This window comes from Anaerobacillus sp. 63XJN7_5_ISO-PGPR-S23-430 (genome assembly GCF_056173695.1).
This window is the reverse complement of the sequence record NZ_CM149686.1, coordinates 3,594,864-3,616,644: the sequence shown is the minus strand read 5'-3', so window position 1 is coordinate 3,616,644 and position 21,781 is coordinate 3,594,864. Positions and strand designations below refer to the sequence as shown.

At 37.9% G+C, this 21,781-nt stretch carries 19 protein-coding genes and 1 riboswitch; of the genes, 14 read left to right on the top strand and 5 right to left on the bottom strand.

From position 1 onward, the window contains the following. The first annotated feature begins 273 nt into the window (after positions 1-273). Both AC0VYJ_RS18875 and AC0VYJ_RS18870 read left to right on the top strand, forming a co-directional pair. The gene (locus AC0VYJ_RS18875; protein ID WP_303534131.1) at positions 274-426 is read left to right on the top strand and encodes a hypothetical protein; all 153 of its coding nucleotides are present in this window, start codon (positions 274-276) and stop codon (positions 424-426) included. 133 nt (positions 427-559) lie between these two features. Next, positions 560-973 carry a hypothetical protein gene (locus AC0VYJ_RS18870; protein WP_430245802.1) on the top strand — a complete coding sequence of 138 codons (414 nt, stop codon included), beginning with the start codon at positions 560-562 and terminating at the stop codon, positions 971-973. Positions 974-1,061: 88 nt separating this feature from the next. Here AC0VYJ_RS18870 and AC0VYJ_RS18865 read toward each other — a convergent pair whose 3' ends face one another. Together AC0VYJ_RS18865 and AC0VYJ_RS18860 are read right to left on the bottom strand one after the other, a co-directional pair. Beyond that, complete coding sequence (locus AC0VYJ_RS18865; RefSeq protein WP_404683357.1) at positions 1,062-1,202, bottom strand: hypothetical protein; 141 nt, start codon at positions 1,200-1,202, stop codon at positions 1,062-1,064. A 44-nt stretch (positions 1,203-1,246) separates the two neighbouring features. Next, a riboswitch (cyclic di-GMP riboswitch) is annotated at positions 1,247-1,335 on the bottom strand. Positions 1,336-1,667: 332 nt separating this feature from the next. Beyond that, the gene (locus tag AC0VYJ_RS18860) at positions 1,668-1,805 is read right to left on the bottom strand and encodes a hypothetical protein (protein WP_194218714.1); all 138 of its coding nucleotides are present in this window, start codon (positions 1,803-1,805) and stop codon (positions 1,668-1,670) included. Positions 1,806-1,999: 194 nt separating this feature from the next. Between AC0VYJ_RS18860 and AC0VYJ_RS18855 the strand changes: the two genes are divergently transcribed. The 5 genes from AC0VYJ_RS18855 (at position 2,000) to AC0VYJ_RS18835 (ending at position 7,215) form a co-directional block, all read left to right on the top strand. Next, a complete protein-coding gene (locus tag AC0VYJ_RS18855) occupies positions 2,000-2,455 on the top strand; it encodes an SRPBCC family protein (protein ID WP_475365878.1) in 456 nt (151 codons plus the stop codon). 53 nt (positions 2,456-2,508) lie between these two features. Beyond that, positions 2,509-2,991 (top strand): VanZ family protein, encoded by a 483-nt coding sequence (locus tag AC0VYJ_RS18850; protein WP_475365877.1) that lies wholly within the window; start codon positions 2,509-2,511, stop codon positions 2,989-2,991. A gap of 283 nt (positions 2,992-3,274) precedes the next feature. After that, positions 3,275-5,512: a SpoIID/LytB domain-containing protein gene (locus AC0VYJ_RS18845; protein ID WP_475365876.1), complete on the top strand. Its 2,238-nt coding sequence runs from the start codon at positions 3,275-3,277 to the stop codon at positions 5,510-5,512. Positions 5,513-5,645: 133 nt separating this feature from the next. Further along, positions 5,646-5,933, top strand: a complete 288-nt coding sequence (locus AC0VYJ_RS18840; RefSeq protein WP_226615331.1) for a hypothetical protein — start codon at positions 5,646-5,648, stop codon at positions 5,931-5,933. A 289-nt stretch (positions 5,934-6,222) separates the two neighbouring features. Further along, on the top strand, positions 6,223-7,215 hold the full coding sequence (locus tag AC0VYJ_RS18835) for a Gfo/Idh/MocA family protein (protein WP_475365875.1): 993 nt from the start codon (positions 6,223-6,225) through the stop codon (positions 7,213-7,215). 18 nt (positions 7,216-7,233) lie between these two features. Here AC0VYJ_RS18835 and AC0VYJ_RS18830 read toward each other — a convergent pair whose 3' ends face one another. From AC0VYJ_RS18830 to AC0VYJ_RS18820, 3 genes are all read right to left on the bottom strand, one after another. After that, positions 7,234-8,010 carry an HAD-IIB family hydrolase gene (locus AC0VYJ_RS18830; RefSeq protein ID WP_475365874.1) on the bottom strand — a complete coding sequence of 259 codons (777 nt, stop codon included), beginning with the start codon at positions 8,008-8,010 and terminating at the stop codon, positions 7,234-7,236. A gap of 101 nt (positions 8,011-8,111) precedes the next feature. Beyond that, complete coding sequence (locus AC0VYJ_RS18825) at positions 8,112-8,249, bottom strand: hypothetical protein (protein WP_475365873.1); 138 nt, start codon at positions 8,247-8,249, stop codon at positions 8,112-8,114. Between the two features lie 15 nt (positions 8,250-8,264). Beyond that, the gene (locus tag AC0VYJ_RS18820; RefSeq protein WP_475365872.1) at positions 8,265-9,533 is read right to left on the bottom strand and encodes a helix-turn-helix domain-containing protein; all 1,269 of its coding nucleotides are present in this window, start codon (positions 9,531-9,533) and stop codon (positions 8,265-8,267) included. Positions 9,534-9,748: 215 nt separating this feature from the next. On the opposite strand from AC0VYJ_RS18820, the gene AC0VYJ_RS18815 reads away from it, so the two are divergent. The 7 genes from AC0VYJ_RS18815 to AC0VYJ_RS18785 all read left to right on the top strand — a co-directional run bounded on the left by AC0VYJ_RS18815 (position 9,749) and on the right by AC0VYJ_RS18785 (position 21,613). Then, complete coding sequence (locus tag AC0VYJ_RS18815; protein ID WP_226615326.1) at positions 9,749-9,898, top strand: hypothetical protein; 150 nt, start codon at positions 9,749-9,751, stop codon at positions 9,896-9,898. Between the two features lie 156 nt (positions 9,899-10,054). Beyond that, positions 10,055-12,139 carry a cell wall-binding repeat-containing protein gene (locus AC0VYJ_RS18810; RefSeq protein WP_475365871.1) on the top strand — a complete coding sequence of 695 codons (2,085 nt, stop codon included), beginning with the start codon at positions 10,055-10,057 and terminating at the stop codon, positions 12,137-12,139. A 277-nt stretch (positions 12,140-12,416) separates the two neighbouring features. Continuing rightward, positions 12,417-16,568 carry a cell wall-binding repeat-containing protein gene (locus AC0VYJ_RS18805; protein WP_475365870.1) on the top strand — a complete coding sequence of 1,384 codons (4,152 nt, stop codon included), beginning with the start codon at positions 12,417-12,419 and terminating at the stop codon, positions 16,566-16,568. A gap of 123 nt (positions 16,569-16,691) precedes the next feature. Beyond that, a complete protein-coding gene (locus AC0VYJ_RS18800; RefSeq protein WP_475365869.1) occupies positions 16,692-17,483 on the top strand; it encodes an SGNH/GDSL hydrolase family protein in 792 nt (263 codons plus the stop codon). A gap of 104 nt (positions 17,484-17,587) precedes the next feature. Next, a complete protein-coding gene (gene wecB / locus AC0VYJ_RS18795) occupies positions 17,588-18,730 on the top strand; it encodes a non-hydrolyzing UDP-N-acetylglucosamine 2-epimerase (protein WP_475365868.1) in 1,143 nt (380 codons plus the stop codon). 159 nt (positions 18,731-18,889) lie between these two features. Beyond that, positions 18,890-20,971, top strand: coding sequence for a cell wall-binding repeat-containing protein (locus tag AC0VYJ_RS18790; protein WP_475365867.1), 2,082 nt, complete (start codon positions 18,890-18,892; stop codon positions 20,969-20,971). 39 nt (positions 20,972-21,010) lie between these two features. Next, positions 21,011-21,613, top strand: a complete 603-nt coding sequence (locus AC0VYJ_RS18785) for a hypothetical protein (RefSeq protein ID WP_430245828.1) — start codon at positions 21,011-21,013, stop codon at positions 21,611-21,613. Positions 21,614-21,781 lie beyond the last annotated feature (168 nt).

Genomic DNA, 21,781 nt, shown 5'->3' with positions numbered 1-21,781 from the left:
GAGCTATTTACGTAAACATTGTTACTGAGGGGAGGGGGGCTCGCTCCAGGAAGCTTCTTTATACAAAAATTTTACTTAAATGAGCAAAAATCGAGATCTAAATTTGTAAGATAACATAGCTTGAAATTTTAATAACAGATCAAAAATATCTCGAGTTCAGAATATTTGTACTTGAAAAAACCATCCACTTTGGTAAAATATGTTTGTCAGTACACTTTATGGAGACAACTAGGATTTCTGAATGAAATAAAAAAGATTGAATGGAGTGGTGAAATGGTAGAGAAAACGTGTGATAAATGTCAAAAACCTTCTTATAGCAGTAATTATCAAGGAGAATGGATTTGTCCATATTGTGGAAAAGATTTAACGGAAATTCAAGTGAACAATGAGGACTACCTTTATAAGGCAGTAGTAGAGAAGAAATAACCTATAATGGACCTACTTATTTTCTTTAGGACGAGCTTTGCGTGAAAAGCTCTGGGTGATGGTTAGTGGTACTTGTCACCTGAATGAAAGACGCCTAGAATAATGAATATTCGACTTAAAAGGATAGTGTGATATGGGAGAGTTTATCAAGTTAATCGTTGCCATTGTTAATGAGCTTCATGATATTGTCATTATGTTAATGTATAGCCTAGGCTTTTCCGTCACAGATAAACAACTACACTTCTGGGTGATTGGCTTACTAGGGATGGGAGGATTTATTGTTGTGCAATTCTTGTTCCGTATACTTGCAAATTGGAGTATCACAGCGATTTCGTTTATTTATACGGTAACTGTATTGCTTGTAGTCGTTTTTGCCATTGAAATTCAACAGAAAATCACCGGAAGAGGAAATATGGAGTTTGCAGACGCTGTTGTTGGACTGCAGGGCTTTATTGTGTTATTTATACTATATGTGGCCATACGCCTTATTTTAATTGGAATAAAAAAGCTACGTAAATCAGTAACAAATAAGAGCGATGCGAAGTAGATGACCTGAAGTGAGGGTTGTCTTTTTTATTTTGTTCAAAAAAGATCAATAAAATAGGAGAGCTACGATTCGCTCCCCTTCCCCGGTTTTAATATGTCATTTGTGTAAGGAAAGCAATAGCTGCTCCAATCACAATAGCTGAAACGGGTAGAAGAAGATAAACCATCTTCTCTTTACGTTGTCGTCTGTACTGGATTTCCTCTGGCGTTAGCCATGATTCTCTCATCATTCATATCCCCCTTGATTCTTGCAACAATCGCAGTGGAGGCCGTATTCGGCAGCTGGCTGACTGTCGGAAATCAGTCCGCGAAGTCCCTATAGCTTTGCGTCATCATTTTTCAATGATTTTGCCATTCTCGTACGATTAGTAGCATATAAAAATAAGAAAACGAAGTCATAAAAAATTAAAAATTGTCGAAAAATGACTACAGTTTCAAGTATAGCGTATTCTGGAAACGATGTATATTGGGAAAGTGCATTTAATTTGTTTTATCAAATAAAGATTTTGTAGAGCAGGTTTCCCAATGTCATATTTAAAGCGTGAATGCTTTCTTTCGAAGATTTCGTAAAGCCAGGTTTTATTGAGAAAGCGTAAAGCAAACGCTAAAATAACAAATAATCGAACTCCTATAGAGAGCCTTCCACCCTTTGAAAAGAGAAAACGAAGCAGAAAAAAGAAAACAGTAAAAAACACTTAAAATCCGCTATTAGCGGCTATCGCAATAACAACACCTAACAGGATGGATAGGATAGGTATGGCAAGGAAAAGGATCTTTTCCCTGCGTTTTTTTTGAAATTGAATTTCTTCAGGAGTTTTCCAGTTTCGTCTCATATGAATCCGCCCAGTAACGTCACTTTCATGTATAATGCGCGTGAAAGTGATGTGTCTTTTATTTTTATTATCGGTTCATTTGTTTAAATAATTTAGCCTTAAATGTCGAATTTTAAGAAATAATCTTTATGGCCCGTTTTTATTCAATATAATGGAAGATAATAAGGTCTAAGGAATTATGGAGGTGTTGATAGATGCCTGTTATTTACCTGGAAACATTGATTGAAGCTCCTATTGAAATCTGCTTCAATTACGCAAGAAGTGTTGAAGCACATATGAAAAGCACAGAGCAAACAAATGAGAAAGCAGTAAGCGGGGTTACGGAAGGATTGCTAGGCAATGGTGATGCCGTTACATGGGAAGCGACTCACTTTGGCATTAAGCAAAAATTAACTGCCAAAATCACTGGGATGCAGGAACCAGATTGGTTTATTGATGAAATGACAAAGGGAGCATTTAAATCGTTTGTTCATACTCATCGTTTTGAGGAAATCGATGATGTAACGTTAATGATCGATGTATTTAGTTATGAAGCTCCATTCGGTTTAATTGGTGGCATCGCAAACCTTTTGTTTTTAAAAAAGTATATGAAAAATCTGTTAGAAAAAAGAGCCATTGAATTAAAGAAAATGGCTGAACGAACGGAATAGTCTTTTCCCGATTAGGCGATACTTAAGAGAGCTTATGTAGGGAGGAGACAATCATGTCGGTGTCCTGGACTATCGTTTCGGTTTGTATCCAGTGCTGGTTAGGAATCGGTTTTTTAATTTCATGTATGGCAGTACTTACACTAATAGGGCATGAACCAGCTCCTTTCATTGTGGATGGTGTATCCTCCATCATCCAGTCAAGAGAGTTCCAATACGGACCTTTGACGTTAAGTTTAGAAAAAAACGGAGAACTAGGATTGGCATATTTTGTCGTTCGTAAGCTAGGTCACTTCTTTGTTTACAGTTTCATAGCATTAGTATTACTACAGCTATTTAAAGGAGACCCATCAGTTTTTCGTACATTAATTGTCATAATAATTGTAGCTATTTTTGCTGTAACGGATGAATTTATTCAAGCCTTTTTACCAGAAAGGACAGCGTTAATCACTGATGTGATTGTGGATCTTGCAGGATGCCTACATAGCGTTATCCTTTATAAAATATGGCATTACTCCATCTTAAAAGCTCTCGCATAGCGGGAGCTTTTTTAATGTGAAAGCTCAGCTTATACTGTTGAGTTTTGGAACAGAGCGTAGAAGCAAAATGCAACATTTCTCATTAACATATACCCTTTCAAAAATCACTACTATTATTTTTATAGTAAAAATAACCTATAGTTTCGACAATGTACCTGGGTATTCTATGTTATTTTTGTAATATTAGTCATTTGGATGATATTTTAATGTAAAATTTATGCTAAAGTGTTAAAAAGGGAGAATAGAACTAATATTTTCTTAAAAAATCTTAGGGGGAAAAGATTTGAAACTTTTTACGTCACTTTTGATTGGCATTTTAGCATTTTCTTTATCCATGAATGGTGTTCAGGCTGCAGGAGAGTCAGTTACGGTTAAACTAGTAAACTATATTAAGGATACGACCGTAATCAAATTTAATGTGACAGGCAGTTATCAGATTGAAAATAGTAGCATTAAAATAGACAGTTCCCAGGCTGATGAATACAGTGTAAAAGCTGAAGCGGGTAAAGTGGTCCTTTATCGAGGCAATACCAAGCTTGAAGATTTCGGGGACTCTATGACGATTGTTCCAACAATATCCAAAGCGATGGACAGCTATGTGGGAATAGGTGACAAAAAATATCTCGGAGAAATGAAATTTGCAATTGATGGAAAGTACATCCGTCCGATAAATACGCTCTCTATTGAGGAATATTTAAAAGGGGTAGTGCCAAGCGAAATGCCGGCCTACTGGGGAAATAATGGTGGAATGGAAGCATTAAAAGCCCAGGCAATCGCTGCTAGGACTTTCGCTTTACCACAGAAAGATTCTCTAATGGATAGTCAATCCAGTCAAGTTTATAAAGGTTATGACTGGTATCAAACGACAAACGAAGCGGTAGATGCAACTGCTGGAAAAGCACTAAAGTATAACGGGAAGTACATAGGTGCCTTTTATTCTTCCACAAATGGTGGAATGGTTATGTCCAATACGAACTCGTGGGGAAGTAGTTGGATTCCATATTTGCAGACGAAAGTAGATCCATATGATGAGAAGATGATAACAAGCTTTGATTATTGGGACTATACATTAGGAAAGCAACAAATTGACACTAAAAAACTAGATTTGAAAAAGCCTGAGTCCTGGTGGTCTAACGTGACTGAGCTAAGTTCAAACGTAACAGAAATAAAGAATATGAAGTCATGGCTATTATCTAAAGGGAAAATCAAATCTGCAGATGAAATAAAAATCACCGATATTTCGAATATTAATTTCACAGTTCCACCATTTAAATCTGATGAAGTATTAAGAGGTAGTGTCGAGATTCAGTATTTCTTAAAAAACAAAGATGGATTTGTTATGGATACAAATGGGGAATTGAAAAAGCATACGATGAAAATCGAGGATACTTCTTATAATATCCGATTTATGATTGGTACAACGATTATGAAAAGTCCTTATGTAAAAGAAATTAAACAAACGAGTAATTCATTTGTCGTCTCAGGTAGTGGGTTTGGGCATGGTATTGGAATGAGCCAATACGGAGCTTATCAACAGTCCAAAGATGGACGTAATTACGAACAAATTCTATCATTCTATTATCCTGGGACAGAATTAGTCAAAGAATCATTTGAAACAAACTTGATTACACGTCTTGCGGGAAATAATCGATATGAAACTAGCGTAGCTATATCAAAAGATGGGTGGAAGCAATCATCCGATGTTGTTGTACTTGGAAGAGGAGATCTTTCAGTAGATGCTCTTACGGGAAGCGTTCTTGCTAAAAAGTACAATGCTCCATTACTTTTAACAAAAAGTGAGGGACTGCCTTCTGTCGTTGAGGAAGAATTAGATCGTTTACAACCTGAAAAGATTTATATTCTAGGTGGACCAGCAGCCATTTCAGAGAAGGTAATTGATCAACTTTCTACTAAAGGATATATTTCTGATGTAGAAAGAATAAGCGGTCAAAATCGATATGAAACGTCAATCGCAGTTGCTAATGAAGTAGGGAATAGTAATCAAGTGATCGTGACAACAGGAGATGACACTTCCCCTGATGCTCTATCAATCGCTCCTTATGCAGCTTCAAAGCAAATTCCAATCTTATTGACTAATAGTGAAAAGTTAAGTGAAGCTACTGGTTCGTATATGAATACAACGAAACCTGTTGCGGCTACGATTATCGGTGGGCAAAATGCGGTTTCAAGTGTTGTTGAGGACAAACTTGCTACAACTTCAACGGTCAAACGAGTTGCTGGCGATAATCGTTACGAAACAAGCGTGAAGATTGCAGAAACATTTGATTTTGAAAATAAGAGTGTTTTCTTTGCAAATGGAGATGTATTTATTGATGCACTTCCTGGATCGCCCTTTGCCGCTGCCATGAGCGCACCAGTCATTTTAACGAAGCAAAATAAACTATCGAATGAAGCTGAACAGTACGTTAAGAAATCAATGAGTAGAGAATACTACTTCCTGGGCGGGGAAGCTGCTATTAGTAAACCTGTTGAAGAAACAGTTGATAAACTATCAAATTAACTATGGACACCTCTCTTAAAAATAGAGAGGTGTTTTATGTTATTATAATTAAAATGGGTAATTTCATTTTTATAAGAACGTGGACATAACGAGAGACATATAGCAAAATAAACTCAGATAAGGATGTGATGTCTTGCACCAGGAAAAAGAAATTGAAATACTGTGCGATGCTTTACGAACATATTGGAATGAACATCCAGAGAAAAGTCTCGGTCATTTGTTGAAAGATCTACATAACAAGTACGAAAAAACAGAAGCGTTTACGGAAACGGATGATAAGCACTGGTTGCACTGGTTGCTAGAAAATAGTAAGCAGCGAGATCTTATTGAAAAAAAATACCGTAACCAATCTCAAATTAAAGATTTAGAGCATCATATTCGTCCTGAGCTTATGGAAGTGATCAAGCGATTTGTAGATTGAGTCAATTGCTTTGTTACTGCTAGAGAAGCTCGTAGATTAGTTGCTAATATAAATGAAAACTTACTATGTAAGAATCACTAATTAAAAGAGCCGTACTCGTCATAACGAGTACGGCTCTTGTTTTCCTTATAATCAAAAGGGGGGATTAAAGGGATTACTTAATGTTTCGGTTTATACGCTATTACGCTGGGGGTAGAATGGTAGGAAGAATGAAAGAATTTGATACAGTTCTCTTCGTGGGATAATATGGTAAAATTATACGAGTATACTTAGAAAGGGAGTGCTAAATATGGGAATTAGATTTGGTATTATGGGAACAGCCAATATTGCTAGAAAAGCTGTTATTCCAGCTATTCAAAATGCTCAAGGTGCTGAAGTGGTAAGTGTTGCTAGCGGTAGTGGTCGAGCAAGAGAATTTGCAGCAGAAATGGGTATTGAGCATTATCATGACAGTTATGAAGCGATGCTAGATGATCAATCAATCGATGCGGTTTACATTCCACTTCCCAATACATTACACAAAAAATGGACAATTGCAGCGGCTCAAAAAGGAAAGCACGTACTATGCGAAAAGCCTGCTGCCATTAAAGCCCGTGATGCCATGCAAATGGTGCAAGCCTGTGAAGACAACGGTGTTATTTTTATGGAAGCATTTATGTATCAATTCCATCCCCAACATGAAATTGTAAGAGAAGTGATTGCTTCAGGTGAAATTGGTGACGTCAAGCATATGCGTACTAATTTTTCATTTTATATCGGTGACAAACCAAATAACATCCGTCTCAACAGTGAACTAGGTGGTGGCAGCATCTGGGATGTGGGATGTTACTGTATTCACTCCTCTAGGTTCATTATTGGAAGCGAGCCATTAAAAGTTTACGCTCAGGCTTCCATTCCTAAGGAAGTTGGCGTAGATCTTTCGGCTGCAGGAATCTTTACGTTTGCAAATGGAGTAACAGCTTCATTTGATTGTAGCTTTGAACGACAAATGAGCAATTCCTATGAAATTCTTGGTACAAAAGGAAGTATTCATGTTCCATTTGCATACCGTCCAGACGCGCCTGGAGCTGGTGGTTTAATTCGAATTAAAAATAGCGAAGGCAACGTGAGAGAAGAAATGGCTGAAGGTGAGCAGTATACACTTATGGTTGAACATTTCACGCGTTGTGTTGAAAACCAGCATACACCATCATATTCCGGCGAAGCGACAGTAAATAATTTGAAAACGATAGAAGCTTGCTATGAATCTATTGATAAAAATCAACCAGTTGAGCTAGTATAATAAAAAAAGCACATTGGATTAGCCAATGTGCTTTTCTAGAAGTTCCTTCGTTCCTTCTGAATAGGACTTCTTGCTTGAAATAGAAGTGATATTCTTTTCTTCTGGTGTTTCACCTTCTCCAACCCAATGAAACGTAATGTTATCTAATTCATGCTCTCTAGCAGTTACAGCCATAACCATATCGCCGCCGCTATCTCCAAAAACAAACACTTTATCGGCAGATTGGATTTCATCAATAATCCACGTCGCTCCAATTTTTTTAGACAAATCTGGATGAATCACATCGACCCCATAAGTGGAAACGACTGTTTTATTACCAGATTTAGAAGAAATCGAATCTACATCATCTGCGTATTCCTGTAGAGCTTCTCGTGTTTTCTTTAAGTGCTCTTTATTACCAGAATCACCATGAACAGCTTCAACCGTACCCATCGATTCTTTCGTCTGATCCCATTGAATAAGACCATCATATTGTTCTTTTTGACTAACTTTATATAGTTTATCTTTTACCTCATCCGCGATCACATATTCCTCATCTAGCTCCCAGGAAGAAATATCGGTTCCGCGCCCTTTTATCGCCCCGTGCTCAGAAACACAATATAGGGAAGACCAATCAATTTCATCATCAAATAGAGGGAAGAGGTGATCGGAAAGCCAGCCTCTAGAACGCCCTGTGACGAAAGAAAGAATATGTCCCTCTGTAGCTAGCTTTTCAATCATCTTAACAACTTCTTTATCTGGTCTAGCATTCTCATCTGTTAGAACGCCATCAACATCAAACATATAAAAAGCCATATTAGCACTCTCCTATTCGAATTAAATTATGACTAGTATAGCGTTGTGGAGGATGGAAGGGCAAATAAAAACCCGACTCAATCTGAGACGGGTTTTGGTTATTAGATGTGTACTTCAGTTTTTGCTGGGCTTGAGTCAGGTAATTTATCATGAGAATCAGGTAATTTATCGTGGTTAGCAAATGTAACGATCCCAATGACACCTGTAATTAGCAACATGTTTACTAAAAATTTCTTCATCATTCTTCTTCCTTTCTAATTCATAATTTTTTTCCTACTATCATTAGCTAGTTTAAAGTAAAAGCTGGAATTTTTATATTGTCCACTAGTAAAGTAGTAGTCTGCTAACAACTCACCATACTCTGAAACATAGTTCCAATAATTTTTTTCTTTAAAATAGCCGACTGCATCCTTCAAAAGCTCTTCAGTTCCCATCTCATCACTAACAGAGTTTTTTAATTTAGAATTTAATATCTTAAAGTGATAAATATACTCTAGAAATCCTGTTTTTGTTACTAATCTCATTCCTTTTTCAATCCAAGATAAAGTGAGATTAATATTATCAATTTTCAAATATTCTGAAGCAATTAAAAAAATAGTTTTAGCACGGTCTTCGATTTCGTGCTCTTCGTTATTTTGAAGTCCAGATTGATAATATCTTAATGCTTTTTCGGTATCGTTTTGAAATGAATATACATATCCTAAATCATGATATATAATGCTTTTTAATCTCTTGTCATTAAACGACTCAGCGTACTTTAAAGCATTCTGAAAATGGTGTTCTGCTTCTCCATAATTGAGAATAACTCTATTATTTACACCTAGTAAAATTTCAGTGTCTGCTGTTCTTTTGAAATTATATTCTTTATTAAAGAGATCTAAGCACTTAATCGCTAAATTATTGGATAAAGTTATTTGACTAAGGCAATTGTGAACAAGCGCTTGCTGATAATAAAACTCAGCTAATTCTGCATTGTTTGTTTTCATAGATAAAAGTAATTTATGTGCTTTGGAATATTGTTCATAAGCTTCTTTAAACTTTCGGTTTTGATAATAGTAGAGTCCGAGAAAATAGAAGTAAAAGTACTCTAGATTTTCTGATAATCTTTCTTGAACATGATAGAGTTTCTCTAATATATCATTTGCTTTTTCAGTTTCTCTGAACAATATATAATATCTAAATGTTAGAAGAAGATATTTTGTGAGCATATCTGGATCTTCTACACCATCAATCTCTTCATCAATACGGTTTTTAAAATTTATCACTTCTTCAAAATTACGAAGACGCATTTCTTTGTACCAGGCATCAAGATCAAGATGAAGTTTTTTCATTTTATCTTCATCATCAACCTGTTCTAAAGAGACACCTAGCTCATTACATAGATGTTCGACAAGTTCTTCACTTGGCTGGGCAAGTCCGTGTTCAATTTTACTTAGATAAGGAATAGAACAGATACCGGAAGCAAGTTGTTCTTGAGTGATGCCTTTCATTTGTCTGAAGTATCGGATTTTTGCTCCAATCATTCTTTGCTCCCTTTCTCCTAGAACTATTTGATTACAGTTTACTAAAAATTCTCAGAAAAGAGAATAGTTTTGAGGTTGGGAAATATAAACGAATTTATAGGGTTTAAATGCCTATTTTCGACGTAGTTTTCCCAACATGAGTTTGTCGAAAGAATTTTCGAACGATACTGACCATTATATGGTAAAATGATGAAAATGAAAAGGAGGTGTCGAAAATGCAAGAAGATCGGTTAGAACGCGTAGAAACAATGATCACGAGTTTGATTCAAATTATTGGAAGTATGCGGAAAGAACAACATAACCTCGAAGAAAAACTCCAGGCAATCCAGCAACAACACCAAAACCTTCTACATGAACGTGTTTAACCCCTTTTTCAGCGATAAAACTCCCAAATATATGCGACTTTACTCCCCCTAAACCATTTTTTTCTAACTCTTATTGTGATACTATTCTAGTGATTTGTCGAAAAATTCGTTATAGACTAGAGATAGCAGAAATGAAGTTATTCAATCATGGGAGAGGTGTCACAACTGAAGTCAAAAACTATTTTTCTATTGTTATTATGCAGTTTCTTCTTTTCAGTAAATCCTGAATTATCAGAAGCGGAATCTGATAATGAGACAGAGCGTATTCTTGTTACATATGAACAGACTAAAAGTCCATCAAGAGATTCGAAACTTTCTACCAAAGTAGAAGTCATTAATGTACCTGTCAATGAAGTAGATAAAATGATTGAACAGTTTGAAGCAAATAAAGATGTTCAGCATGTCGAAATGGACCAACCAGTTTATTTAATGGATTCAGTACAACCCAATGACACTTTTTTATCATATCAAAAGCCATGGATCGACCAGATTCATCTCATAAAAGGGTGGGAGCTTGCTAATGTTGAATCAAGTTCATTAAAGGTTGCGGTAATTGATTCAGGAGTTGATCTGACTCATCCAGATTTAAAACCAAATCTTGTAGATGGGATTAACCTAGTGGAACCGTCTAAATCGGTTCAGGATATTGATGGTCATGGTACAAAAGTTTCTGGACTTATTGGAGCTGTAACGAACAATCAACTAGGGGTAGTTTCTCCTTCGCGTGGAACTTCGATTATGCCAATTAAAGTTACAGAAAATGGTACTGGCAATTTATCAACCGTTGTTCAAGGTATTCGTTATGCAATTGATCACGATGCAGATGTAATTAATTTAAGTTTAGGAAACTATAATAACTCGTTTGCTCTAAGAACTGTAATTGAAGAAGCGATTTCAAAAAATATTCTTATCGTAGGTGCAGCCGGTAATGATAATGATTCAGGAGTGGTTTTTCCAGCGGCTTATCCTGACGTTTTAGCCGTAGCCTCTGTTAAAACAGGAACTGAAGAAAAAGCTTCCTTTTCAAATTATGGATCATTAGTTGATATTGCTGCTCCTGGCACGGACATTTATAGTACTTCATTGAATGGAGAATATGCTTTTGACAAAGGTACAAGTATGTCTGCGCCAATTGTCGCTTCATCAGGTGTTTTACTAAAGGAATATGCTCCATATTTAACGAATAAGCAAACGTTTAAATTATTAAAGCAAACGGCTAGTGCTCTGACTAGTTCATACGACCTTGGAAGTGGCGTGTTAAATATGGAAGGAGCTATTAACGGAGTAACAGAGTTTAACCGTATCTATGGTGACACTGCAATTGATACAGCAATCGAAATTTCCAAAAATAATTGGACTACGTTGGAGGAACAAACGCTATCCATTGGAGGCGATAACAAGAAAGGTCGCTTCGTAGTACTTGCTCGCTCAGATGAATTTCCTGATAGCTTAGCCGCTTCTCCGCTTGCTTCTATGCTTGGTAGTCCGATTCTACTCACGAAAAAAAATAGTCTATCTATCAATGTAATGAGGGAACTTAGTAGGTTATCTGCTAATCATGTTTTAGTTATAGGTGGGAATAATGCAATTCCTGAAGCAATTACAGAACAGCTTAAAGCGGAAGGGATATCGAGTACACGCATTGCAGGAGATAACCGCTATGAAACAGCGACTAAAATTGCGAATATCGTCGGTAGTGAAAAGACAAAAGAAGCATTCATCGTTTCTGGTGAAAAGTTCCCAGATGCTTTGTCTATTTCATCTTTTGCATCAAGGTTCGGAGCCCCTGTTCTTTTTACGAAAAGTGATTTTTTACCAGCTGAAACGAAGGGTTTTTTGAACGATTTTGATCCAGACAAAGCTTATGTTATTGGTGGAGAATCGATCATCGGTAAGAGAGTCTACTCTCAAATCCCATCTTCCAATACGGAGAGAATTGGGGGAGAAGACCGCTTTGATACAAACTTCAAAGTATTGCTAAGGTTTGGAGTAGCAGAAAATAGTGAGGGAGTCTACTTTGCTACTGGTCTTAAGTTTCCAGATGCTTTAACTGGTGGGGCGGCTGCATCGTTATCAGGTCATTCTATTATTTTGGTTCACCCTACTAGAGAGAATAATGCTTTAGAGAAGTCCATTCTCTATTTGAATAATCAAGGAATAAATCAATATCGGATTCTAGGTGGTCCAGCAGCCATAAATCAAACAAAAGCTTGGGATATTGATCAAATGCTTGTTCAATAAAAAAGAAGCGTCAGTGAAAATACTGACGCTTCTTTTTATGTTATCTAGTTAACTGAGCGTTTGAGAGGATTTATTCACTACGTCATTATTAAGCTTTTATGGACAAAAGTCCTAAAATATCTACAAATTATCAAAAAATTTCACAATTTTAACAGTTAAAGATTGACTCTTAATCTCTTTATAATTAAACTGAAAATAGTGAATTATTATAATAATTCCACTCATAAGGAGGGTCGATTGCAGGAACTTCACAAATTACTAAGGGGGATTTAATTAAATGACGTTTAAGAAAAAAGTCCTGACTATTGTTGCGGGCGCTTCTCTTGTTGCTTCTTCATTCGCGGGAATGACGTATAATCCAGAAAAAGCTGAGGCTGCTTTAACAGAAACGAAGAAATTTAAGCTTCCTGTCACACAGGAGATTGCCTCACTTGCTGCAAGTGAACAATCAAAACAGGAATTAATTATTGTTGCAAACGAACACGGTGGGGCTGATCTTACAAAAGAGCTTGAAAAACTTGGAGTGAAAGTAAAGAAGAATACAAACAACTATTTGTATCTTGCTGAAGTTCCAACAAATAAAGTTCTACAGGTATATCGTTTAGACTCTGTTGGTATGCTCGGGGCGAACAATGAAATCGTGCTGGATGAAGGTCCGAAAGAAGATACTGATCTTAAACCGAAAGTGAAAAACCCTGAAGATGTTGTTAAACCTGCAACCGAAGAAACTCACTCAGCAACCGGTGTTGATGAATTCCACGACAAGTACGATGGATCAGGAGTGAAAGTAGGGATTATTGACACTGGTGTCGATCCAGGCCACGAAGCCTTTACTCAATATAATGAAAAAGGCGAAATTATTTCTTCTAAAATTAAAGGCGTCGTAGATACAGTAGGAGAAGGAGACGTGTGGTTTCAGCAGGAAGCAGCTGAAGGCGACTCTATTACTGTAGAAGAAGACACATATAAAACAGAAGGCATTGATGCGGAAGACGATACATATTATTTCGGTACGTTGAATCCAGCATCTTATGATGTAGATGGAAAAGGCAAGCCGTTGTATAGAGACTTAAATGGAGATGGAACAGGAGATGCTAATTTCGATGTTCTTCTCGTAGATGACAAAGTCTATATCGATATCGATCAGGACAAAGATTTCACTGACGAAAAAGCATATGGCGAGGGCGATGTTGATAACATGGACCTTAACCCCGAAGACGAAGTAGCAGGTGCTAACTTTAGAATTGCAAGTCCTAGTCCTACTTATCAAGGTCATCAATTCCCGAATTCAACATTGTATCCATTCCCAGTTGCGACAGTTTTCTTTGATGGTGACGGTCATGGTACACACGTATCCGGTATTACAGCTGCAAATGGGCCAGACCGAGAAAATGAAACTGGGGCTGTAGCTGCTGAAGGTGTAGCGCCTGGTGCAGATCTATATGGTCTAAAAGTATTTGACTCTGGTGGTAAAACATTTGGTTGGAGTATTGCGAATGCAATGTATCTTGCTGCTGTACCTGAAGAGTTAGGTGGATTTGGAACAGATGTCGTAAACATGAGTCTTGGCTCCTCACCAGACCTTAATGATGGATCCGGTGCTTATGCGAAAATCATTGAAGATATGGGCGAGCTATTCGATACGATTTATGTCACTTCTGCTGGCAATGATGGACCCGGTGTGGACTCTGTAGGTGCTCCTGGTGATGGAGTGAAAGCTCTTTCGATTGGAGCATACATTAACAGTAAGATGTGGGCAACTGAATATGGATACTACCCCTATGGGAAAAATGCAGATGGATCTCCAGTTCAAGGTGAAGGTTTATGGTACTTCTCTGCAAACGGACCGACGGAAGATGGTCAACAAAAACCAGACTTCGTAGCACCGGGATCTGCTTATGCGTCTTTCCCGGAGCATTTAGGTAATTACGAAGTTCTTCAAGGAACAAGTATGTCTTCTCCATATGTAGCTGGAGCGGTAGCAACACTAAAGCAAGCTGCCCTTAAAGATCGCATTCCGTTCGATTACGAGCTTGCTCGTGAAGCACTTATTCAAACAGCTGTTCATGTGGACGGCTACACGCGTGTTCAAGAAGGTGCTGGTCTAATTGATGTACCCGCAGCCTATGAATACATTCGCAAGCATTTTATTAATGAAGTAAAAGAAGTCAATGTAACGGTTTACCACGGTGAGAAAGTTTCTGGTGGACCAGGACTTTATGTTCGAAACAAAGAAGTACCTGAAGAAGTTAAAGTAACGGTAGAAAACCCAACAGATGAGACGAAAAACCTTAATATTTCATCAAACTCTGATTGGTTTACTCCTTCTGTGAAAAGCATCAAACTTGCACCAGGTGAATTTAAGGAAATGACTGTGAAGTATGATAAGAGCAAGATGAATATTGGTGTTAATGCAGGCACACTTTTGATCGATGATCCAGATACCGCTTATGCAGAAGCACGTTCTTTCCAAACCATCATACTTGGAGAAGACTTTACTTCTGAAGATCGTTTCCGTTTAACACATGAAGATGAAGTGCAGTCTTCGAAGACGAAGAGTTATTTCTTTAACGTTGAAGAAGGCGCACAAGAAGTGCGATTTGCCTTGGAAGCTCTTAAAGAAAACGATGAATTCCAGGGACGTGTTCGCATGCTTGTTATGAATCCTGATGGCGATCAGGTTAACGCATTCCAGGGGTATGCTGGTTATGATGGTATTGGCGTAGAAGACTATGTTGCGAAAAGTCCTAAGTCTGGTGTTTGGGAAGTAGCGGTCTATGGTACTGCAGCTCCACAAGACGACCTTGATATGAACAAATTTAAACTAGAAGCATTCGTTCAGGATATTGTATCTAGCCCAGGAAGAATTGCGCTTGGTAGCGCTATGCCGGGAAGTGAAGTATCTAAATCTGTCACATTTGAAAACTACTTATCTACGAAACGCTCAGTAGAAGTAGTAGGCGGCGCATTTAGTAAGCCTGAAACAATGAAAAGCCGTGAAACAGTCAAAGGTGAGGGCGGCGTCTATGATAAGACAATGACCTTGAAGAATAATATTTCTCTCGATGTAGCAATCGGCAATACGAGTGATGCGGGCGATGATCTTGATCTTTACCTTTATCGTTCAAAAGATGGTAAAACGATTGGGGATTATATTGCAATTGATGCAGACGGAGATTCTGAAGAATCGTTCTCTGTTAAAAATCTTCCAGATGGTGAATATACAATCCGTGTAGAAGGTTATTCAACGGTTGGAGATACTACAGATTTCGACCTCTCTGTTACAGAAGCGAAGGTGCTTGAAGCTGGTGAAAAAGGTGCCGGTAAGATTGAAGTTACTGGTAAGTCTAGCTTTGATTTAGGGGTAGGTAAGAAAGCAACGACGGATGTGAAAATTACGACACCAGAAAATAGTGGTAAATATACAGCTGGAGTATTCTTGAAAGATAAAGCGACTGGTGAAGTTCTTTCAATCGTGCCTGTTGAAACAGATGGCGATATGGTAGAAGTGGTAGCAGGGGACAATCGCTTTGAAACGGCTATTGAAGTATCAAAGCAAATGTACCCAGAAGGAACTACTGCTGATACAGTATTCATCGCAACTGGATTTAATTTCCCGGATGCACTATCTGCTGGACCATTAGCAAGTGCTTACGATGCACCAATTTTACTTGCTAATAAAGATGGTATGCTTTCAGATGAAGTTCTAAACGAAATTTCTCGCCTAAAAGCTAAGAATGTGATGATTCTTGGTGGCGAAAATGCAATCTCGAAGAAAGTAAACACGCAGCTTGCAAACATAGGCGTAAGTACAGCTGATATCGAGCGCCTTAGCGGAGACACTCGTTATGATACGAACGTTCAAATTATTAATAAGCTTGCTGAAAAAGGTTCAACTAGTAAAGCGGTCTTCCTTGCTACTGGTAAAAACTTCGCAGACGCCCTAAGTGCAGCTTCCATTGCTGGTGCTAACGATATGCCAATTGTACTGACTGATGGAAAAACGCTTACTGAAGATGCGAAAAAGCTAATGAAAGGTAAGCAAGTATATGTTCTTGGTGGAGACGCGGTAATCTCAGATGAGGTAGTTGATATGACTGATGAACTATCGCTTACGACAAAACGCCTTGCCGGAGCAAACCGTTTTGGTACGCTTGTTGAAATTCATAAAGAACTAGGTACAAATACAGATCAACTGTTTGTTGCTAATGGAATGAACTTCCCGGATGCACTTGCAGCTGCACCACTTGTTGTGAAAGATCAAGGTAGTATGTTCCTTGTGAAGAGTGATGAAATCCCGAAAGAGATTGAATCTTATCTTGTTAAGTACTTTACAACAACGGATGTATCTGGAGCTAAAGTTCTTGGTGGAGAAAATGCCGTGAACAAAGATGTGAAGAATCAACTAAACAAATGGTTAAATAAGTAATTATCCCAAAAAGCCGCTCTCCTAAAAAAGAGCGGCTTTTTTAATTTATACTTGCAATCATTTTCCCTTTATTACAATAATATTAATATATACCATTATTCGACAGATTTCAGGGGGGAATGTATGAAGAATGTAGTATTATTGATTGCGATCATTGGGTGTCTAGCACTTGTGATATCTGGAAAATTTCATTGGGACGATAAGATTGCTCAAACAGGTGAGAGTGTTAGTGCAGAAGTCGATTCAAACTCGAATGTAGATACTCGAAATAGTGAACTTAATGAAAAGCCGGTAAGTGATAAGGATTTAGAAAAACTTGTTTCCAATTTTCCAGAGCAGGTACAGGAAAAAATAATGTCTTCTATTGATCCGATTTCAGTCGCTATTGTTGGGTCTGAATCGATTGGAACAAAGAAAAATGGACTCAAGCAAAGCGTTGAAAAAGGTTTGGAAGAGTCGTTTTGGAAAGGGGCTTTTACTGTGAAGGCGTTCACCTTTGAAGAAGCCACAACAAAGACGATTGTTCAGGATGAGTTATATGATGATGTTATCGACGAAAATCCAGATATTGTTGTATTAGAAGCCTTTACGTTAAATGACAATGGGAAGGTTATTATTGATGAAGGGCACCAGAATCTTTCGACTGTTATGTCAGAGTTAAACGAGTCGTTACCTGGTGTGAGCATTATGCTAATGCCCTCTAACCCAATTGCGGACCCCGGCTATTATAATATTCAAATCAATGCGTTAGGAAATTATTCTGAAGCGAATGACCTCATTTATTTAGATCACTGGTCAGTCTGGCCAGCTGTTGATAGTACAGAAATAGAAGACTATTTAGTAGACTCAAGGCCAAATGATAAAGGCTTTGAAGTTTGGGGAGAATTTATCGTGGATTATTTCAGTGGTCACTAAATAGGTAGCCTTCCTTATGAATAGGAAGGCTTTTGCTTTTTTATGTGTGTTTTAATAAGATGGTACTGAACATGCACCATCATTCGACCAAAAGGAGAGTCAACATGGCACCTGTTAAAGTAATGAGTGTATTTGGGACAAGACCTGAAGCGATAAAAATGGCGCCGCTAGTGAACGAATTAAAAAAGCATCCACAATTTATTACGCCACTTGTTGCTGTAACAGCGCAACATCGAGAAATGCTTGATCAAGTTTTATCTATCTTTGAGATAGAGCCAGATTATGATCTCAATATCATGAAAAGCAAACAGACGCTTGCTGATATTACAACGAGAGCCTTAAATGGTCTAGATTCAATCATGAAGGAAGAAAAGCCCGATCTCGTACTTGTTCATGGTGATACCACGACGACGTTTGCTGCAAGCCTAGCTGCTTTTTACAATCAAGTAGCTGTCGGTCACGTGGAAGCTGGTCTAAGGTCTTTTAATAAGATGTCGCCATATCCAGAAGAAATGAATCGTATGATGACCGGTGTACTTGCTGACTTGCATTTTGCACCGACGATGCGAGCATTTGATAATTTATATAATGAAGGAAAAGTAACAGAACGTATTTATATTACTGGAAATACAGCAATTGACGCTTTGAAGCATACTGTGAAAGAGGATTATTCTCATCCACTTTTAGAACAAATTGATGGCAAGAGAATGATCCTGCTTACTTCACACCGACGTGAAAATCATGGAGAACCAATGAGGAATATTTTTCAAGCAGTTCGCCGCATTATAAATGAATATGATGATGTGCATGTGGTATTCCCTGTTCATTTAAATCCAGCTATTAGACAGTTAGCGGATGAAGTGCTAGGTGGACAGTCACGTGTTCATTTAACTGAACCTCTTGATGTGATTGATTTTCATAATTTTGCATCAAGAGCTACGTTGATCTTAACGGATTCGGGTGGTGTGCAAGAAGAAGCTCCATCTCTTGGTTCACCTGTTCTTGTATTAAGAGAAAATACGGAAAGACCTGAAGGCGTATCAGCGGGTACACTAAAACTTGTTGGAACGGATGAAGAGACGATCTATTCCACGGCATCAACTCTTCTCACAAGTAAGGAAGAGTATTACAAAATGTCTCAAGCATCTAATCCTTATGGAGACGGTGAAGCATCTAAGCGAATCGTTGAAGCGATTTTATATTATTATGGAGTATCTGAAACGAAGCCCGCCCCATTTGTTGAATAAATGATGAAAAGCCTTTCTGCTTAGAGTGCAGAAAGGCTTTTTTGATGCTAATGTTATATCGTCCAAATCACACATTTTAGAATAATTTGTCAAGGAGCATAGAAGTTCCAGTCATACTATAATAAAATGTAATAGATTACCATGATAGGAGAGTGGGATATGAAGAAAAGGTTAATTGTTCATTTTTTTCTTTTGTTGATCGTGTTTTTGTTCAGTCCGTCATTTGCTGCAGCAGAAAAATACATAGTTATTGATCCTGGACATGGGGGACGTTTTACAGGTACGTCTGGTTATTCTGGGGACCAAACAGGCTTTTATGAAAAAGTTGGGACACTTGAAATCGGTTTAAAACTAAAAGAAAAATTGCAAGGAACCGATATCAAGGTATTTATGACAAGACAAACGGATCGAGATTTTGCGCAAGATTCAAAGGAAGATTTGATTGAAAGAACGAAAATCGCAAACAATTACGTAAAGGGGAATAATGACAATTCACTTTTTATCTCCATTCATCACAATGCCTACCCTTTTAGCACGCTCGTAAAAGGATATGAAACCTACTATTATAGTAAAGCGGCAGCATGGGATGAGGAATACCCACCAGATCCCATTCAAGTTAACTTTGAATCCGAAAGTCGCAGGTTAGCGAGTATCGTTCACCCGCAAGTGCTGAGTAAAACCGGGTTGCTCGATAAGGGTATCCAAAATGATCAGGCTTTCTTTGTTATTCGGAATGCACAGATGCCGTCTGTGCTCGTAGAACTTGGCTATATGTCGAATCCTTCAGAAGAAAATCTGATCAAAACAACCCGTTTCCAAAATGATGCAGCTGATGCGCTTGCTCAGGCTGCAATTAAATTCTTTAAAGTGTTTGAAGTGAAAGACAGTAGCGGAAATGAAATTAAGCAATTCACTTCACGAGATGATGCGATAACCTTCGCTAAGACGCTTAAGAATGTCACGGTATTTGATAAAGATAAGCAGGAAACGATCTATGATTCTACTAAAGTAAACTATGAGGTGTTTAGTAAAGGAAAAGCCGAAGCTGAGTCTTTTACTGAGCTTTCGGATGCCATTATTTATGCAAAAGAGCGAAAAAATACGAAAGTGATTGATAAGAAGCAAGGCACGGTCGAGTGGTCGAATTATTTAACGCGCCCTTATCAAATCCAGAGCAACGATGGCTCAAGTCACGGTAATTATTATGAAAAGGGTCAGGCCATTGCAGCGGCTAAAGTAATGAAAAATGTAAAAGTGATCAATCGATCGTCTTCTGATATTCTTTGGACGAACATTTCCGGAGAAAATGTTACAAAGACTCTTAATAGTAAAGCCCTCTTTGGAAGCGACCGATTTGAAACAGCTGTAAAAATATCAAAAGAAATTTATCCTAATGGATTTAAAAGTAGTAAAGAAGAAAAGACAGTTGTCCTTACGAATGGATTAGGTTATGCAGATGCCCTTTCTGTTGGCCCTCTTGCTGCCCAACTAGGAAACGCGCCTATCCTGTTAACTAGAGGCTCTTCACTTGACCCCTTTTCCGAAAAAGAAATCAATCGATTGGGTGCTAATAAAGCCCTTTTGGTTGGTGGAGAAAATGCGATTTCAGATAAGGTTGAAACGCAAGTGAAACAATTAGGGGTATCAGTAGAACGAATTGGTGGAATCGATCGGTATGAAACAAACTCTATGATTAATGAGAAACTTGATCATGTTGAGGGTGTGTTTGTAGCGAATGGCTTGAGCTATGCAGATGCGCTGGCAAGCGCACCAATCGCTTCATCAACCGATTGGGCGATTATTCTAACTGATAAGAAAAAAATAACAGCGGAAGCTCTCTCGTATGTAAAAGGAAAGAGAACAGCTATCCTTGGTGGCGAAGCTGCAATTTCTTCAAATCTAGAAGAACAGTTGAGAAACTTGAATGGCAGTACTGTGAAGCGTTTGGCTGGCGAAACAAGATATGAAACGCTTTCTGCTATTTTAAATGAATTCAGTGATGAAATGGCATCAGACACCGTGCTCCTTTCAATAGGTCAGGACTTCCCGGATGCCCTGGTTTCTTCCGCGATTGCTTCACAAAAAGGTTCGCCGCTAATACTTGTACACGATGAATTGAATTCATCTGTTCAAGATGCTCTATTTGAATTTGGAATGAAGAATCGGGTAACATCACTGTTCACTGTAGGTGGAAAAGTTCAGGATAAGCCTAAAAACCAGGTGGCTAATCGATTGTACTAATTAAGGACTTTTATAGTTATTTTAAGTATGGAGGCCGATATGAAAAAAATAGGAATAAGTTTACTTCTAGTGATACTTCTTACGACTGGGTGTGGGACAGCGTCATTGAAAAATGGCTCAAGTGAAACGAGTAAGGTCAGCGGAGAAACGAGCGAAAGTAGCGAAATGAATTTTATGATGTATCGACCTGAAACAGGTGTAACAAAAACGTTCAAGTCACAAGGGAAACAGCTCTTTACAGAATACATTGTTGATCAAAATGAAGAATATATTCAAAGAGTTATTACCCTTGGTGACATGGAAACGACTCAGGTAGTTCAATGGACGAAAGATCGAGCTTCCATCGTAGAAGAAAGTCAATCAAGTAGTAAGGAAAGTGTACTAAATGGATACGAGTCATTAGAGGAAGTAGAGACGCTGTTCGATCGTTCCGAAAAACAAGATGGAATAGAAATAACAACGGTGGATAAAGTTGAAGTTCCTTATGGCAGCTTTCATGACGTAATTCAAGTTACTAAAAGGCAAGATCAAATGATCATGACGATTTTCTATGCAAAAAGTGTGGGAATGATTAAGCAAGTATATGAAACAACAGAAGAAAACGCTGAAAGAGAAATAGCGGAATTAACCAAAATCGAATAAGACAATAAAAAGCAGCCGACTGGGCTGCTTTTTTATTGTGGGAGAACTCCAAAAGTTATTCGACAAAAGATGGCAATTCAGGTTGAATTATGAAAGAATAAGTTAATCGTTTCTACTTTTTGAGAAACGTTAAGATTTTGTAAATTACGGTTGAATAAAGGGGGAGAT

Coding starts and splice junctions, on each gene's coding strand:
- AC0VYJ_RS18875 (WP_303534131.1), top strand. CDS start 274: ATGGTAGAGAAAACGTGTGATAAATGTCAAAAACCTTCTTATAGCAGT.
- AC0VYJ_RS18870 (WP_430245802.1), top strand. CDS start 560: ATGGGAGAGTTTATCAAGTTAATCGTTGCCATTGTTAATGAGCTTCAT.
- AC0VYJ_RS18865 (WP_404683357.1), bottom strand. CDS start 1,202: ATGATGAGAGAATCATGGCTAACGCCAGAGGAAATCCAGTACAGACGA.
- AC0VYJ_RS18860 (WP_194218714.1), bottom strand. CDS start 1,805: ATGAGACGAAACTGGAAAACTCCTGAAGAAATTCAATTTCAAAAAAAA.
- AC0VYJ_RS18855 (WP_475365878.1), top strand. CDS start 2,000: ATGCCTGTTATTTACCTGGAAACATTGATTGAAGCTCCTATTGAAATC.
- AC0VYJ_RS18850 (WP_475365877.1), top strand. CDS start 2,509: ATGTCGGTGTCCTGGACTATCGTTTCGGTTTGTATCCAGTGCTGGTTA.
- AC0VYJ_RS18835 (WP_475365875.1), top strand. CDS start 6,223: ATGGGAATTAGATTTGGTATTATGGGAACAGCCAATATTGCTAGAAAA.
- AC0VYJ_RS18830 (WP_475365874.1), bottom strand. CDS start 8,010: ATGGCTTTTTATATGTTTGATGTTGATGGCGTTCTAACAGATGAGAAT.
- AC0VYJ_RS18825 (WP_475365873.1), bottom strand. CDS start 8,249: ATGAAGAAATTTTTAGTAAACATGTTGCTAATTACAGGTGTCATTGGG.
- AC0VYJ_RS18820 (WP_475365872.1), bottom strand. CDS start 9,533: ATGATTGGAGCAAAAATCCGATACTTCAGACAAATGAAAGGCATCACT.
- AC0VYJ_RS18815 (WP_226615326.1), top strand. CDS start 9,749: ATGCAAGAAGATCGGTTAGAACGCGTAGAAACAATGATCACGAGTTTG.
- AC0VYJ_RS18805 (WP_475365870.1), top strand. CDS start 12,417: ATGACGTTTAAGAAAAAAGTCCTGACTATTGTTGCGGGCGCTTCTCTT.
- AC0VYJ_RS18800 (WP_475365869.1), top strand. CDS start 16,692: ATGAAGAATGTAGTATTATTGATTGCGATCATTGGGTGTCTAGCACTT.
- wecB (WP_475365868.1), top strand. CDS start 17,588: ATGGCACCTGTTAAAGTAATGAGTGTATTTGGGACAAGACCTGAAGCG.
- AC0VYJ_RS18790 (WP_475365867.1), top strand. CDS start 18,890: ATGAAGAAAAGGTTAATTGTTCATTTTTTTCTTTTGTTGATCGTGTTT.
- AC0VYJ_RS18785 (WP_430245828.1), top strand. CDS start 21,011: ATGAAAAAAATAGGAATAAGTTTACTTCTAGTGATACTTCTTACGACT.